Origin of the sequence: Marinospirillum celere (assembly GCF_900112235.1) — a bacterium.
GTDB lineage: Bacteria > Pseudomonadota > Gammaproteobacteria > Pseudomonadales > Halomonadaceae > Marinospirillum > Marinospirillum celere.
Genome location: NZ_FOLH01000001.1, coordinates 523,622 through 539,916, shown reverse-complemented (window position 1 = coordinate 539,916; position 16,295 = coordinate 523,622). Strand labels below are relative to the sequence as shown.

The window sequence follows — 16,295 nt, the reverse complement described above, 5'->3', positions numbered from 1 at the left end:
GATGACAGCTAAAAATTTCCTATGCCCATTTCTATAAAGCCTTTACTTTTGCCACTGGCTAAACATTGCAACTTCAGACCCTGTCCGCTGTTTTTAATCTTGGGCATCAGCCTCGTCGTTAGTGGCTGCCAAAGCCTGATGCTGGATCCTGAAGCTCAGGCAGCGCGGCAAGCAGAAAGGGAGCGCCAACAGCAGGAGCAGGAAGCGCAAGAACGCCTTGCTTTGGGTTCCAGTCTGTGGAGTCAACTCGAGTCCACCCAAAAGCTGTCCAGCTATCGTTTTCACGATGACCATCAAGGCTTATCCAGCCTGCTGGCTATTAATGAAGGCCCTGACTGGCGTCATTGGAAGGAAGCCAGTCTCCCCGAATACGATCTCTGGGATCGGCTGCGTGAAAACTTTGCCATGGACATCAGCAACCAGAGCCCCAGAGTCCAGGCTCAACTCAACTGGTATCGGCGCCACCCAGGCTATCTGGATAGAGTGGCCGCCCGTGCCAACCGTTACCTCTTTCATGTCATTGAAGAAATAGAACGCCGTGGACTTCCCGGTGAACTGGCCCTGCTGCCCATCGTGGAAAGTGCCTATGATCCTTTTGCCTATTCACATGGACGCGCTTCAGGCATGTGGCAATTCATTCCTGGCACTGCACGTTATTTTGGTTTGGATAACAACTGGTGGTATGACGGGCGCAGGGATATTATTGCATCGACTGATGCTGCTTTAACTTATTTGGAACGCCTCTATAACCGTTTTGGCGACTGGCATTTGGCTCTGGCTGCTTATAATGCTGGGGGTGGCAACGTCAATCGTGCGATCCGCAACAACCGCAACCGTGGTGGCGATGGCAACTACTGGAACCTTTCCACTCTACCCGCTGAAACCCGGGCCTATGTTCCAAAAATGGTTGCACTATCCCAACTGGTCAGAGATCCAGAAAGACACGGTGTAGCTCTTAAGTCGCTACCCAACCAACCCTATTTTGCAGAAGTCGATATCCAGGGTCAGCTGGATCTAGCCAAGGCTGCTGAGCTCGCTGAAATCAGCATGAATGAGCTTTATCTGCTAAACCCTGGCTTTAGCCAGTGGGCAACCAGCCCTGACGGACCTCACAAGCTGTTGGTCCCTTATCAACATGCGAGCCTGCTGAGAGAAAATCTAAAGGAATTGCCGCCTGAAAGACGCATGAGCTGGCAACGTTACCAGATTCAGTCCGGTGACAGCCTGCTGACTATTTCCAACCGATTCAATACCACTCCTGGAATGATTCGTGAAGCCAATCAACTGAGAGGCGATATTATCCGGGCGGGCAGTGAGCTGTTGATTCCTATTCCTAGCCAAAACGCCAGTGAGTATGCTCTTAGCGAGAACCAGAGACTGCAGCGTCATCAAAATGTACGCCGTAATGGTGAACGCGTCGAGCATATCGTGCGCTCAGGTGACAGCTTCTGGAAACTTGCCAGAAACCACAGTGTCTCAGTTAGGGAGTTGGCAAGCTGGAATAACATGGCACCAGGCGACCCTCTCATGGCGGGCCAACGTCTGGTGATCTGGTCACGTTCAGATAATGCCCAGGCACTGGCCAACAACAATAGCCGCAGTGTCATGCGTAGGGTCACTTATCAGGTTCGATCAGGCGACAGCTTGGCTAGAATTGCTAATCGTTTCAAAGTTTCAGTGAGCGATATAAGCCGCTGGAATAATATCAATCCCAATACTTATTTGCAGCCCGGTCAGAATCTGACCCTGCATATTGACGTCACCCGGAACTAATTAGGAGAAACCATGCCGGAAACCAGGTTGTCCTTCATAGGCTTAAAAGGTGTTTTGACCCCTCTCCTGTTTTTCGGTCTGATTGGATGGACTTCAGCAGCCCTGGCAGAGGAGTGCGTACCTGCTCTGGCTTTGCATGGTGAACCCAAATACCCGGCTGATTTTGAGCATCTGGATTACGTCAATCCGAATGCACCCAAGGGCGGCCGTATGCGTCAGGCAACTCTGGGCACCTTTGACAGCCTCAACCCTTTTATTATTCAGGGCACCCCCGCCACTGGCCTGGGCAACCTTTACGATAGCCTGACTTACAACACCTCGGATGAACCCTTTACCGAATATGGGCTGCTTGCTAAATGCATGCGCCTGGACGCTGAAGGCAAATGGATTGAATTTCAGCTCCGCGAAGAAGCCAGATTCAATGATGGCCAGCCGGTTACTGCCGAGGATGTTGCCTTTACTTTTGAACGGCTAAGAACCCAAGGGCGCCCCTTCTATCGTGCCTATTATGCCGATATCACTGAGATTGAGGTTCTAGATAGCCAGCGAATACGTTTTCAACTGGGTAATGTGAACAATCGTGAACTACCACTAATCATCGGCCAGGTTCCCATACTGCCCAAACACTACTGGGAAGACAGAGACTTCCGACAGGCAACACTTGAAAAGCCTGTTGGGAGTGGCCCTTACGAAATTGCTGAAGTAGACCCTGGCCGTCGCATTGTTTATCAGCGGGTTGAGGATTACTGGGGTGCCGATCTACCCGTTAATCGGGGGCGCCATAATATTGATCGGCTGGTCGTGGATTATTATCGTGATGCCACGGTAGCCTTGGAAGCCTTCAAAGCAGGCCGTCTGGACTTCCGACTGGAAAACATTGCACGCAACTGGGCCGAAGGCTATTCCGGCCCCGCCCTTTCCCGTGGCGATATCGTCTTGGAGAGCATTCCCCACGAAAACTCTTCGGGGATGCAGGGCTTTTTCTTCAACACCCGCAAAGATGTTTTCAAGAACCCCAAGGTTCGTCTGGCGCTGACACAGCTCTTTGATTTTGAATGGACCAACCAGCAGCTTTTCCATAATGCTTACACCCGTACGCTCAGCTATTACAGTAATTCTGAACTGGCCGCTGAAGGGCTGCCCGAAGGCAAGGAACTGGAACTGCTTGAAACCTTCCGTGACCAGCTGCCAGAAAGCGTTTTCACCACTCAATATACCCTCCCGGAAACCGATGGCAGTGGCAATATTCGTGCACAGATGCGCAAGGCCTTAAGCCTACTGAATGAAGCCGGTTGGACCATGGAAGGCCGTCGTCTGGTCAATAGTGAAGGCCAGCAGCTGCGCTTTGAAATTCTGCTGCATGACTCTTCCTTTGAACGGGTGGTCTTGCCCTGGCGTCAGAATCTGGAAAGAGTCGGTATTCGTATGGATGTCAGGGTCGTTGATGTCACTCAATACCTAAACCGCCTGCGCGAATTTGATTTTGACATGACGGTATCGACACTGGGTCAGAGCCTTTCTCCTGGCAACGAGCAAAGAGAGTACTTCCACTCTGAATTTGCCCAGGCCAGCGATGGTCGCAACCTTTCCGGTATTGAAGATCCAGTGGTTGATGCCCTGGTCGAAAAGCTGATTTCCGCCAAGGATCGTGACACCCTGATCCAAACAACCCGAGCGCTGGATCGTGTACTTCTTCACGGTCACTATGTGATTCCGCATTGGCATCTCAATGAGTACCGTGTGGCCCGACACAAGAGCATTCAAATTCCAGAAGTACGTCCACCCTATGGCCTGCCAACCAGTGCCTGGTGGGTTGAGGAATAAGCGCCGGCAATGTATCCCTATCTCTTAAGACGTCTGGCACTGATACCACCCACTCTGCTGGGCATTCTGCTGCTCAATTTTGCCATCATCCAGGCTGCACCCGGCGGCCCCATCGAGCAAGTGATGGCTCAAATGGGGGGCATTGACTCCATGAGCAGCACCCGGATGGATTCCTCAGCAGCTTCCGAAGTTTCCCGTAGTGATGACTCCAGCTATCGCGGCTCGCAAGGCATAGATGCCCAGTTTATTGCTGAGCTGGAACAGCAGTTTGGTTTTGATAAGCCGGTGCATGAACGCTTTTTCCTAATGGTTGGCAATTATCTGCGCTTTGATTTAGGTGAAAGCTTTTTTCGGGGACGCAGTGTTGGTGAACTGATCCTGGAAAAAATGCCGGTATCCATTTCTTTGGGGCTTTGGTCCACGCTATTGATTTATCTGATTTCCATTCCCCTGGGTATCCGTAAAGCCATCACTCATGGTAGCCGCTTTGATGTCTGGACTTCTTCAGTGGTTATCGTTGGCTATGCCATCCCTGGCTTCTTATTTGCCATACTGCTGATTGTATTGTTTGCCGGTGGCAGCTATCTGGACTGGTTTCCTTTACGCGGTCTGACTTCGGATAATTTCCACGAACTCAGCTTGTTTGGGAAAATTGTCGATTACTTCTGGCACCTGACGTTACCGGTGCTGGCAATGACTATTTCCGGCTTTGCTACCTTGACCCTGCTGACCAAAAACTCCTTTCTGGATGAAATTCACAAGCAGTACGTCCTAACCGCACGCGCCAAGGGTGCTACCGACCGCCAGGTACTCTATGGACACGTGTTTCGCAATGCCATGCTGATTATCATTGCCGGTATGCCAGCCGCCCTGGTCAGTATCTTTTTCACTGGTTCACTACTGATTGAAGTGATCTTCTCCCTGGATGGCTTGGGGCTCTTGGGCTTTGAAGCCGTTGTCCAAAGGGACTATCCAGTGGTTTTTGGCACCCTCTATCTGTTTACTCTGATCGGTTTGCTGCTCAAATTAATCAGTGATCTGACTTATATGCTGATCGACCCACGTATCGACTTTTCTTCCCGGGAGCAGTGAGGAATGAGTCAAGGCTTGATGTTATCCCGACTTTCACCGCTTAATCAGCATCGCTGGCAGCTGTTTAAGTCCAACCGCCGGGCCTGGTGGTCACTATGGATTTTCCTGTTTATATTTGCGATCAGCTTAATGGCCGAATTAGTCGCCAACAGCAAGCCACTAGTGGTGAATTATCAGGGCAGTTTCTACTTCCCCTTGATAGAAGACTACCCGGAAACCACCTTTGGCGGCGACCTGCCAATTACAGCTGACTATCGCGATAGCTACCTGGCCGAACTCATCACTGAAGAGGGCTGGATGCTGTGGCCCATTATTCGCTTTGGGGCTTCCACTATTAATTATGAACTCACCCAACCAGCACCTACGCCCCCCTCAGCAGAAAATTGGCTGGGCACTGATGATCAGGGACGGGATGTTATGGCCCGAGTCATCTATAGCCTGCGGCTGTCCATCCTGTTTGCGCTGATTCTCACTCTGGGCAGTAGTGTGGTGGGTGTTATGGTGGGTGCCCTTCAGGGCTATTACGGTGGCCGCTTGGATCTTTGGGGGCAGCGTTTTATTGAAATCTGGACTGGCTTGCCGACCCTTTTTGTTCTCATCATTCTGTCCAGTATTATCAATCCCGGTTTTTGGTGGCTACTGCTGATTCTCTTACTCTTCAGTTGGACAGCCCTCGTCGATCTGGTTCGTGCCGAATGCCTACGCGCCAGGAACCTGGAATATGTGCGAGCTGCCCGTGCCCTGGGCCTGCCCAACCGGCAAATTATTTGGCGTCATGTGCTCCCCAATGCTCTGGTGGCCACTCTGACCTTTCTACCCTTTCTCTTTACCGGGGCCGTTACCACTCTGACCGCTCTGGATTTCTTAGGCTTTGGCATGCCCCCGGGCACCCCCTCGTTGGGTGAACTGGTTGCTCAGGGCAAGACTAATCTGCATGCCCCCTGGCTGGGCATCACTGCTTTTATGACGCTAGCGATTCTGCTGACTTTACTGGTTTTCATCGGTGAAGGCGTCAGAGATGCTTTCGACCCCCGTAAAACCCTGGCACCTCGGGAGAAGAAAGCATGAAGCGGCCACAACTGAGCTTTCGCCAGTTAAAAATCACTTTTGGTGACAATGCCCCGGCACTGGATTCTTTGGATTTGGATCTGTATGCCGGAGAAACCCTGGCCCTGGTTGGTGAAAGTGGCTCCGGCAAATCTGTGACGGCCCTGGCCAGCTTGGGACTACTGCCCGAGAATGCAAAGGTCAGCGGCAGTATTCTTTTGCAGTCTCAGCAATCAGAAGCCAGTTTGGATTTGGTGCAACTGCCCGAATCCAAGCTGCGCCCCCTGCGTGGCAAGCGTCTGGCGATGATTTTCCAGGAACCCATGACTTCACTGAATCCCTTGCATCGGGTTCACAAGCAGATAGCAGAAACCCTGCGTTTGCACCAGGGATTGGTGGGGCAAGCGGCTTATCAGCGCTGCCTGGAGCTTCTGAAAGCAGTCCGCTTACCTGAGCCGGAACGCCTGGCCCAGGCTTGGCCTCATCAACTCTCTGGTGGGCAAAGACAGAGGGTCATGATTGCCATGGCGCTGGCCAATAACCCTGACATCCTGCTGGCTGATGAACCCACAACAGCCCTGGATGTAACCGTGCAAAAGCAGATTTTGGATCTGCTCAAGGATTTGCAACAGGAGTTTGGCATGGCCATTCTCCTGATCACCCATGACCTTAATCTGGTCCGTCAATATGCCGATAGAGTCAGTGTTCTCCACCAGGGCAAGCAGGTAGAAACCCAGTCCACAGCAGCTCTCTTTGAAAGCCCGCAGGAAGCCTATACCCGCCATCTGCTAGCCAGCGAGCCGACAGGGAGCCCCTATCCGGTTCCAGGTAACCAACCCCTGCTCCTCGGCAAGAATCTACGTGTTGAATTTACCCGGGCCAGCAACTCCATTCTGCCTTGGAAAAAAAAGCCCCCTTTTGTTGCCGTTGAAGACTTGAACCTCGAACTCAGGCCCGGTGAGACTCTAGGCATCGTTGGGGAAAGCGGCTCCGGCAAAACCACTCTAGCCCTGGCCCTGCTGCGTCTGCAGTCGATGGCCCAAGGCACTATTCAACTGGAAGGACAGGCACTGGAAGGCCTTGACCAGAAGGCTTTATTGCCCTGGCGTCGCAAGATGCAGGTGGTCTTTCAAGACCCCTATGGCAGCCTTAGTCCACGTATGAGTGTCGCCGACATTGTTGCCGAAGGCTTGAAGCTCCACCATCCAGAGCTTTCAGCTGAAGAAGTGGACACCCAGGTCTGTCAGGTTTTGCAGGAAGTTGGCTTGGAAACCGCTGTTCGTCATCGCTACCCCCATGAATTCTCAGGCGGCCAGCGGCAACGTATCGCCATTGCCCGCGCCCTGATTTTAAAACCCCGGCTTTTGGTTTTGGATGAACCTACTTCTGCTCTGGATAGAAGTGTTCAGGCTCAGGTCATTGAGTTACTCAGAGAACTACAAAAACGCCACCAGCTGGCTTACCTTTTCATTAGCCATGATTTAAGGGTCGTTCGCGCCCTGAGTCATCGGATAATGGTGATGCAAGCGGGACGCTTAATCGAAGAAGCCGCTACCGAACAGCTGTTCAGCCAGCCGCAACAGGCTTATACCCGTCAGTTGCTTTTGGCGGCAGGTTTCACTAAACAGTAGATAAAACTAAGTTTTTTGACTGGATAACTAGCCACTTTGCTGCACTAGCGTTAAGCTAGCCTTTTTTCTTGAAGGATCCCGACAGGGACGCTTATGCAATCCTCGCCCAGGCACCAGATTCCTAACATCCAAAGTCGATCGGATAGACGTCAGGAGCTTTCTCCCCTGTATCAGGGTTTTGAGTGGTTGGCTCCCATTCTCAAACTCTTGGGAATGTTTTTAATTCTCTTGGGTAGCTTTAAACTGGCACCGGTTGTTCTGCTATTTGTTGAAGGCCAGCAGGAAGATACTCAAGTTTTCTTTTATTCCATGTTGTTTACGCTCCTTTGCGGCGGCGTAATGGTGGCGTTAGGTTCCCTGGCTCCTTTTAATTTAAGGGGCCGGCAGATCTTTCTGCTGACTTCACTGAGTTGGATAGTACTCAGTTTTTTTTCCTCTTTTCCGCTGCTCTTTGGCTCCACACAACTCAGTGTGGCCGATGCCATGTTCGAAACCATTTCCGGACTGACCACAACGGGTTCGACGGTTTTATCCGGCCTGGACACCATGTCCCATGGCATTCTTTTATGGCGTGCGATTCTCCAGTGGCTGGGTGGGATAGGCATCATTGTCATGGGTATGGCAATCCTGCCCTTCTTGCAGGTAGGTGGTATGCGCCTCTTCCAATCTGAGTCCTCTGACTGGTCTGAAAAAGCCATGCCGCGTTCCGGAACCATTGCCAAGGCGATCGGCAAGGTCTACCTGGGCCTAACCACTCTGTGCATTATCAGTTATTGGTTGGCGGGAATGAATGGCTTTGATGCTCTGGTGCATGGCCTGACCACTTCGGCTACCGGGGGCTTTGCCAACTATGATGCCTCCATGGGTCATTTTGCCGATACCCCGTGGATCCTCTGGATCACCATCCTCTTTATGTTTTTGGGTGCCCTGCCTTTCGTGCTTTATGTGCACATGATTCAAGGGCGTCCTTTGCCACTGCTGAAAGACTCTCAGGTAAGGGCCTTGGCCAAAATCCTGATCAGCGCGGTTGTTCTCATGACCCTTTACCTGATGACTCAGCACAACTGGCCCTGGTTTGAAGCACTTACCCACGCCGCCTTTAATGTTACCTCTGTGGTTACAACCACCGGTTATGCATCCACTGATTACAATGCCTGGGGCACTTTCGCGGTTATCTTTTTCCTCTATTTGATGTTTGTCGGCGGCTGCTCAGGTTCGACCAGTGGTGGTTTCAAGGTCTTCAGACATCAGTTGTCGATTATGCTGATGCGTAATCAGATGATGGCTCTGCTCCATCCCCGCGGGGTCTTCTCACAAAACTATAATGGCCGTCATGTACCCGATGATGTTATCCGTTCCATGGTCGCCTTTGCGTTTTTCTTCTTTGCCACCATCGCCGCCCTGGCTCTGGCCTTATCCTTTATGGGGCTGGACTTCCTTACCAGCTTTACAGCTGCAGTGAGTGCAGTTGCCAATGTCGGACCCGGCTTAGGCGATACAGTCGGACCTGCCGGCAACTTCTCGAGCCTGCCGGACCTTGGCAAGGCCATGATCTCACTGGGTATGATTCTTGGTCGTCTGGAAATCGTTACCTTTATGATCCTCTTTACCAGAGCCTTCTGGCGCGCCTAGATACAGCTGTTTTAAGGAGTTTTGCTATGAAAATCATTATTCTCGGTGCCGGACAAGTCGGTGGCACCCTGGCTGAGAACCTGGCCGGTGAAGAAAATGACATCACCATTGTCGATACCAATCCTGACCGTCTGAGAGATCTGCAAAACAAGCTGGATATCCGCATCATCCAGGGCAAAGCTTCTTTCCCAGCGGTTCTGCGTCAAGCCGGCTGTGCTGATGCTGATATGGTCATCGCTGTCACCAATTCGGATGAAGTCAACATGGTCGCCTGCCAGGTTGCCCATGCGCTTTTTAATACCCCCAGCAAGATCGCCCGTGTTCGCTCCGCAGCCTATCTATCCCGCAAGGGCTTGTTCAGAACCGAGCGCGGCTTTGATATCGATGTTTTGATCAGTCCTGAACAGGTGGTCACCAATCATATCCGACGCCTGATTGAATACCCCGGCGCTTTGCAGGTTCTGGATTTTGCCGGTGGCCTGGTGCAGTTGGTTGCCGTTAAGGCCCACCGGGGTGGCCCTCTGGTCGGTCAACAGCTGGCTGCACTGCGCCAGCATATTCCCAATGTAGACACCCGAGTGGCAGCTATTTATCGCCAGAATCAGGCGCTGCTTCCTAAAGGGCATACTGTTATCGAAGAAGACGATGAAGTCTTTTTTATTGCGGCACGCAAGGATATACGTGCTGTTATGAACGAAATGCGTCGAGTCGACCACAGCTATAAACGCATCATGATTGCCGGTGGTGGGAATATCGGTGAGCGGCTGGCAGAAAGCCTGGAAAAAGAATACCGGGTTAAATTGATCGAGTTCTCTCCATCTCGCTGTGTCGAGCTAGCCGAAAAGCTGGAAAGAACCGTAGTGCTCAATGGCACGGCTACTGATAAAACCCTCTTGCAGGAAGAAGCGGTTGAAGAAACCGATATCTTCTGTGCAGTAACCAATGATGATGAAGTCAATATCATGTCATCTATGCTGGCCAAGCGGATGGGTGCTGGCAAGGTGATGACCTTGATCAATAATGCCGCCTATGTCGATCTGGTCCAGGGTGGTGAAGTGGATATTGCCTTCTCGCCCCAACTGGCAACCATTGGCAGCCTCTTAACTCATGTTCGCCGGGGCCAAGTTAAAAACGTTCACTCTCTTCGCCGCGGGGCAGCCGAGGCCATAGAGGCGGTAGCCATCGGTGATGAAAAAAGTTCCAAGCTGGTTGGCAAGCCTATTGAGCAAATCCAGCTTCCCGAAGGGGTGACCATCGGCGCCCTTGTCCGTGATAAGGAAGTTCTGATTGCCCATGATGACCTGGTTATCCAGTCCGATGACCAGGTCATCCTGTTCTTAATCGACAAGCGCAAAATTCGTGAAGTGGAACAGCTCTTTGCAGTGGGTATTACCTTTATTTAAATTGGCTTTCAAACTTTAAGCTTATCCAGCTGTTGGTTCACTTGCTCAACAACCTGGATCATTTGATCACTAAGCTGCTCAACATCTTGCCCCAAGGAAGCCAATACCTGGCCAGCCTGTTCAATGGAGGTGATATTGCGATTCATCTCATCATTGACTTGATTCTGCTCTTCTGCAGCAGCAGCCACTTGAGTAATGTTGTCTGTCACTCCAGCGATGCTTGTGGAAACCGCTTCCATTTTTTCCCAGGAGTCGCTGGCTTGTTCGACAGCCTGCAGGGCCCTTTCACTGCTCTGAGTAATCTGCTTCACCGAAACCTTAACCTGTTCCTGAAGCTTTTGGATCAGCGCCTGAATTTCAGCTGTTGAGCTTTGGGTGCGTGCAGCCAAGCTGCGAACCTCATCAGCAACCACTGCAAAACCCCTTCCCTGGTCACCGGCACGGGCTGCTTCTATGGCCGCATTTAAGGCCAGTAGGTTGGTTTGTTCGGCTATGCCTTCAATTACCTCAATAATACCGGTGATATTGTCGCTACTCGCCGCCACATCACTAACCCGGCTTTTGGCTTCTTCCATGTCCTTGGCGACTTCACGCACTTCAGTAACAGCGCTATAAAGAACATTACGTGCATTTTGTAAACCCTGATTCGCCGCTTCTGTTTCTGTGGCTGTTTCTGATGCCAAGCGAGCTACCTCTTGCGCCGTAGCCGACATTTGATTCATTGCTGAAGAGATACTTTGCATTTCGTTTTGCTGATCATCAGTTGCAACTGAAGCCTGATTAGCCGTAGCCTGCATCTTCTGGCCCTGTTCCTGGAGCTGGTTTGCAGAACCTTTTAAGCTGACGATCATATTGCGCAGCTTGTGAGTGAAGCTATTAAAGCCTTTTGCCATGCCTATCAATTCTGCATGGCGGTTAACCTGCAATTCTCGCGTCAAGTCGCCTTCAGCACCGGCAAGGTCTTCAAAGAGTTGCCGCATTTGCACCATAGGCTGGGTGGTATAACCAAGCCAGATACTGACAATCAAAATCGCCAGCAATAGTAAGACAGCACCTGTCACGGCCATGGACAGAGCGGCTGATTGATAGCCAGAAACCAGCAGTTCCTGTAATTCATGACTGGTTGCGTAGGCAATGGTTTGAGGCACACTAACCAGTAGCGTCCACTCCTCTTCAACCGCTTCAAAACGAAGATCGCGGCGTATCCAAACCTGATCTTGATCATGGGTCACTTGATTTCTTCGCAGGTTGGGCATGAGCTCAGAAAGCTGAGTATCCACCTGTTCAAGGCGCTCACCCAGGCGATTTGGGTATTTCGAGCTAGCTATTAGAGTTTCTTGGCCACTCAATAATAGGAAGTCGCCTTTTCCCTGGTAAAAATCTTCCTGAAATCTCTGAATCTGTTCCTGAACCTGGGGAAGGTTTAAATCAACACCAGCAACACCACGAAACTCATTATTGACGACAACAGGATAAACCAGAGAGGTCAGCATAATCTCCAACCCTTCCTGCACCTCATATAGATAGGGGTCAATAATGCAAGGCTCCAGGCTATCACGGCTACACAGGTACCATTCCGACTCACGAATACCAAATTCGTTGAGGGTTTCATCATATTTAAAAGAAGAATCAGGTGTACGCAAATAGATGACTTCAGAGCTATCACGTGCCCAGTAGATTTCCAGTTCACCAGTATCTGAATTCGACTCTTGAGTCCCACCAGCAAGAAAAGCATCCATGCCATCATACCCATCGCGTTCAAAATGAAAATAAACAGATCCCAAATGCTGATTGGCAACCAGAATATCACCCGCCAGGGTACGCAAGCTTTCTCGATTGATGCGATTGCGCCCTTCAGGGTTACCTCTTGCGGTATTGCTCAATACCTGACTCATCATCGCAGGCACATCGAAGCTGCGATCAATCAGGTCACCCACCTCATCAGTTAACAAAGCCGACGCATCACGAAGGTTTTGCTGAACCAGTTCTTCCAAGGCAGAAGAGGCCTGGTCGACCGCCCTATCACCCGTTGTATGCATGGATTGCCAACCCATGAGCACAACCACCAACAGAGTAATAAACATTGCCAGGGCGGTACCCAAAACCAGCTTCAAGCGTAGGGATATTTTTTGCATAGGAGATCTCAGTGAATAAAAAGGCTTTATAGTTGTTATAGCTAAAAACTGTTAAAAAACCACTAAAACTTGGGCTAAATTAGCTCTTACCCCCAAAACAACCAGACTTGATAGCCCACAAAACAGACCAGAAGGCCAAAGCCTTCAAAGCGGTTGATTCTTTCATGGCCCTTACGCCCCAAAGCAACCAAAAGAAGTAGCAGGGTTAAACCCACCATAACCGGGAGGTCCCGCCAGAGAATAGATGCATCCAAGAGGCTACCACTGGCCAAGAGCGCCGGAATGGGTAGTACTGCAAGCAAATTGAAGACATTGGAGCCAATAATATTACCCAGCACCAGGTCAGACTCACCGCGCTTGGCTGCCGCCAAACTGGCTGCCAATTCGGGCAGGCTGGTTCCCACAGCAACCAGGGTCAAACCAATAACCAACTCACTGATTCCCCAAGAGAGTGCCAGCTCAACCGCCCCCCAAACCAATAAACGCGAACTCGCTATCAGCAGTAATAGGCCCACAAGCATCCAAATCACGGCCTGGGTCAGACTCAGAGGCTGAAGATGACTTTCCACCTCTTCCAGTAGAACGTCACTTTGCCCCTGGCGCGCCAACCGATAGCTATAGCCCATAAAGGCAAACAGACCTGTCAGAAGAACAACCCCTTGCCACCAGGCAAGCTGCTGAGTCAATAACAGCGCGCTGGCGGCAAACGTGACCACTAACAACAAAGGAATTTCTTTACGCACCAACCCTGTTGCCACAGGTACAGGTGCAATGAGTGCCGTTAACCCCAAAATCAAAGCAATATTGGCAATATTGGAACCCAGAGCATTTCCCACGGCCAAACCGGGTTTGGCTTCCAAAGATGCCTGGACAGCAACCAGCATTTCAGGAGCTGAAGTACCAAACCCCATCAACAGCATACCGATCACCAGGATAGGAACACCCAGCTGTTTGGCAGTAACACTAGCGCCAAGCACAAAGCGATCTGCACTCCAGACCAGTAGAGCTAAACCCAAGATGACGGCGAGCCATTCAATCAACAAGTGGTATTACTCCAAATCAAAAGGCAGGCATTTTAACCCAACCTAAGGCCTTGGTCGCCTTTCCATAAGCAAAAGAAGACACTAGACTGAACCCAAATAATAAAATATTCAGGAGTGATGTTATGGCACGGGTTTTGGTTGTCGATGATGAGCCCAACATCGTTTTATCCCTTGAGTTCTTGATGCAGCAGGCGGGCTTTGAAGTCACTACTGCAGAAGATGGCGAGAAGGCCTTGGAACTGGTTAGCTCAATCAATCCAGATATCCTCCTGCTTGATATTAGCCTACCCGGCATCAGTGGCTTTGAGGTATTGGAAAATCTACGCGGCCAGGATGCTTTCAAACGCTTACCTATTATCATGCTAACCGCTCATGGACGTGAGGTTGAAAAAGAAAAAGGTCTCGCTCTCGGAGCTGACGACTATGTCACCAAGCCTTTCTCCACCCAGCAACTGGTTGAAAAAGTAACCAAGCTGATCCAGGAAAAAGAAGGTGGCAACAAGGGAGTTTGAACCATGCCCCATCGTCAAAAGTTGCTGGGTCTCTGGTTATTATTGACCGGAAGCAGTTTGTTTTTGGGTCTACTGGGCGGGCTCTGGTTAGATGCCCAACTAGAACCCCAAGGTCATGAAAGACTCCTCCTTTGGATCGCCTGCCTCGCGGCAGGAACTCTGCTACTCCTGGCCGGCATTCCGCTGGAAATTCGCTTATTCCGCCCGCTGCGCCACCTTCAAGTCCAACTGGCCCGCCTAGCTGCCAACCCGGATGCCCAACATGACTATCCTCCTGAAGGCTGGCTGGTTAGTTTACAGCCAGACTTGGAAAAACTCCGCCATGGTTGGCGTAACGATAGAGCTCTACTCAGTGAAGCCAGAATTCAAGGCGCCAAGGATGCCGCAAGGATTCGTCAGGAACTAGAAGCACTGTTGCAGGTTTTAAAAGTCCCCTTGCTCTTATGCGACAGCCACCAAAGGCTATTGTTATTCAATCCAGCGGCTGAACACCTTTTTGCGGACAACCCTGCCCTGGGGCTGGGCAGGCGTTTGGATGAATTATTACCGGCTCCCAGTCTTTTGGATGCTCTGCAGCATCTGCCCAAAGATGGCAGCTCTCGCCAACTATTGTTGCCTCAAAACCAGCGCTGGTTTCTTTGTGATCTGCGCCGGGTTATTGCTAGCCAAGGAGAAGCACTGATTACCCTGGAGGATGCAACCGAACGCCAACGCAATGATCTACGCTGGCGTAAACCCTTAAGCAGTCTCCTACCCGCCCTTCGCGGGCATGCAGCCAACCTGGCCACGGCTGGAGAAGTGCTCAGTAGCGGCAATACCAGCCCAGACCTTAACTCTCGCTTGCAAACGGCCATGCATCAGGACAGCCAGGCGCTCAGCGGCCTGATTAATGAACTGGCCCAACTACTGGAAAGCCTGCATTTGGAGCAAGGTCGCCTCTCTGACACCTGGTCCAATGATCTTTGGCAAGCCTTAGTGCCCAGCCTTGAACCCCAGCAACTCACCTTGACGCCCATTGGTATTCCAGTATGGCTAAGAGCAGATAGCCCTAGCCTGCTTGCCCTGCTCCAGCGGTTACTTGGCGAGCTCAAGAAGGCAACTGGACACAGCAACTTTGAAGCAGAAATTCAACTGGGTAACAACCGGGTTTACCTGGATCTGATCTGGAAGGGTGAACCCTTAAGTCTCACTCTTTTGCAGGAATGGCAGGAATTAACCCTGACGGATGAAGACCTGTCACCCCGCCTGGGAGATATTCTTCGTCGTCATTCCAGTGACTGGTGGAGCCTGGCTGATGGTGATCGCACTCATGCCCGGCTTCGTTTGCCTTTACCTGCAGCGAAAAGAGTTTACCCCCCGCCACCGGCAGTTGAGGCACGGCCTGAATTCCATGATTTTAGTATTGCAGATTTACCCGCACCGACTGATGAGCTAGGCCAACTGCGTCTTGACCAACTGGAAATGGTGGTCTTTGATACAGAAACCACCGGCTTGGAATTACGCAAAGGCGATAAGGTGATCAGCGTCGGGGCCTGCCGCCTGCTCAAGGGACGTCTCTTGGCTCAGGAAACCTTTAATCAAAAGGTCAACCCTGAGCGCCCCATTCCACCTGCCAGCACGCGAATTCATGGTCTGACAGATGCCGACGTTGAAAAGTGTCCACCACTCAAGGTGGTTTTACCCAGATTCCGGGAGTTTGTCGGCAACGGTATTCTAGTTGCCCACAATGCCGCCTTTGATCTACTGGCTATCAATGGCGAAGCAGAAGAACTGGGGCTGAAATTCAATATGCCCGTTCTGGATACCCTTTTACTGTCCAGAGGCCTGGATGAAAACCTGGAAGGTCATGGCCTGGATGATTTGGCCGAACGCTTTGGGCTCAGCTTTCCACCTGGCACCCGGCACACTGCCTTAGGCGATGCCCGAGTAACGGCGGAATTACTCCTGGCTCTGCTACCCCGCTTGGAGGCCAGAGGTATCCTAACGCTTAACGATGCCTTGAAACTACAAAACCGCATGGTAGAAAAATCATGAAAGCCCCGATGAATCACAGCAGACTGGTTGGCTTGACACTACTTGCCTGTTTGTTTTTCATGCCTCCACTGCTACTGATTTTTGACCGTCCCTCATCAAGCGGCTTATCTTGGCTTCCTGTTTATATTTTCATTGTATGGTTGATCATTATAGGCTTGGCAGCCTGGAT

11 protein-coding genes are annotated in these 16,295 nt (G+C 51.2%); 9 read left to right on the top strand and 2 right to left on the bottom strand.

Features of this window, described 5'->3' with window-relative positions; all coding sequences use genetic code 11:
• Positions 1–138 precede the first annotated feature (138 nt).
• The 7 genes from BM185_RS02580 to trkA all read left to right on the top strand — a co-directional run bounded on the left by BM185_RS02580 (position 139) and on the right by trkA (position 10,402).
• A complete protein-coding gene (locus BM185_RS02580) occupies positions 139–1,773 on the top strand; it encodes a lytic transglycosylase (protein WP_177203446.1) in 1,635 nt (544 codons plus the stop codon).
• A gap of 12 nt (positions 1,774–1,785) precedes the next feature.
• On the top strand, positions 1,786–3,597 hold the full coding sequence (locus BM185_RS02575; RefSeq protein WP_091958794.1) for an extracellular solute-binding protein: 1,812 nt from the start codon (positions 1,786–1,788) through the stop codon (positions 3,595–3,597).
• Positions 3,598–3,606: 9 nt separating this feature from the next.
• On the top strand, positions 3,607–4,689 hold the full coding sequence (locus tag BM185_RS02570) for a microcin C ABC transporter permease YejB (protein ID WP_091958791.1): 1,083 nt from the start codon (positions 3,607–3,609) through the stop codon (positions 4,687–4,689).
• A gap of 3 nt (positions 4,690–4,692) precedes the next feature.
• Complete coding sequence (locus BM185_RS02565) at positions 4,693–5,757, top strand: ABC transporter permease (RefSeq protein ID WP_245751658.1); 1,065 nt, start codon at positions 4,693–4,695, stop codon at positions 5,755–5,757.
• Positions 5,754–7,367, top strand: coding sequence for an ABC transporter ATP-binding protein (locus tag BM185_RS02560; protein WP_091958788.1), 1,614 nt, complete (start codon positions 5,754–5,756; stop codon positions 7,365–7,367). Before BM185_RS02565 ends, BM185_RS02560 begins: the two co-directional genes overlap by 4 nt.
• Before the next feature lie 93 nt (positions 7,368–7,460).
• Positions 7,461–8,999 carry a TrkH family potassium uptake protein gene (locus tag BM185_RS02555; protein ID WP_091958785.1) on the top strand — a complete coding sequence of 513 codons (1,539 nt, stop codon included), beginning with the start codon at positions 7,461–7,463 and terminating at the stop codon, positions 8,997–8,999.
• Positions 9,000–9,025: 26 nt separating this feature from the next.
• Positions 9,026–10,402 (top strand): Trk system potassium transporter TrkA, encoded by a 1,377-nt coding sequence (trkA, locus tag BM185_RS02550; protein ID WP_091958781.1) that lies wholly within the window; start codon positions 9,026–9,028, stop codon positions 10,400–10,402.
• An 8-nt stretch (positions 10,403–10,410) separates the two neighbouring features.
• Here the strand turns inward: trkA and BM185_RS02545 are convergent, their stop codons facing one another.
• Both BM185_RS02545 and BM185_RS02540 read right to left on the bottom strand, forming a co-directional pair.
• Positions 10,411–12,537 (bottom strand): methyl-accepting chemotaxis protein, encoded by a 2,127-nt coding sequence (locus BM185_RS02545; protein ID WP_091958777.1) that lies wholly within the window; start codon positions 12,535–12,537, stop codon positions 10,411–10,413.
• Between the two features lie 86 nt (positions 12,538–12,623).
• Entirely contained in the window at positions 12,624–13,580 is a 957-nt protein-coding gene (locus tag BM185_RS02540; protein WP_091958774.1) for a calcium/sodium antiporter, read from the bottom strand.
• 122 nt (positions 13,581–13,702) lie between these two features.
• On the opposite strand from BM185_RS02540, the gene BM185_RS02535 reads away from it, so the two are divergent.
• Both BM185_RS02535 and BM185_RS02530 read left to right on the top strand, forming a co-directional pair.
• Positions 13,703–14,092, top strand: a complete 390-nt coding sequence (locus BM185_RS02535) for a response regulator transcription factor (RefSeq protein WP_091958771.1) — start codon at positions 13,703–13,705, stop codon at positions 14,090–14,092.
• Positions 14,093–14,095: 3 nt separating this feature from the next.
• Complete coding sequence (locus BM185_RS02530; RefSeq protein WP_091958768.1) at positions 14,096–16,126, top strand: 3'-5' exonuclease; 2,031 nt, start codon at positions 14,096–14,098, stop codon at positions 16,124–16,126.
• Positions 16,127–16,295: the final 169 nt, after the last annotated feature.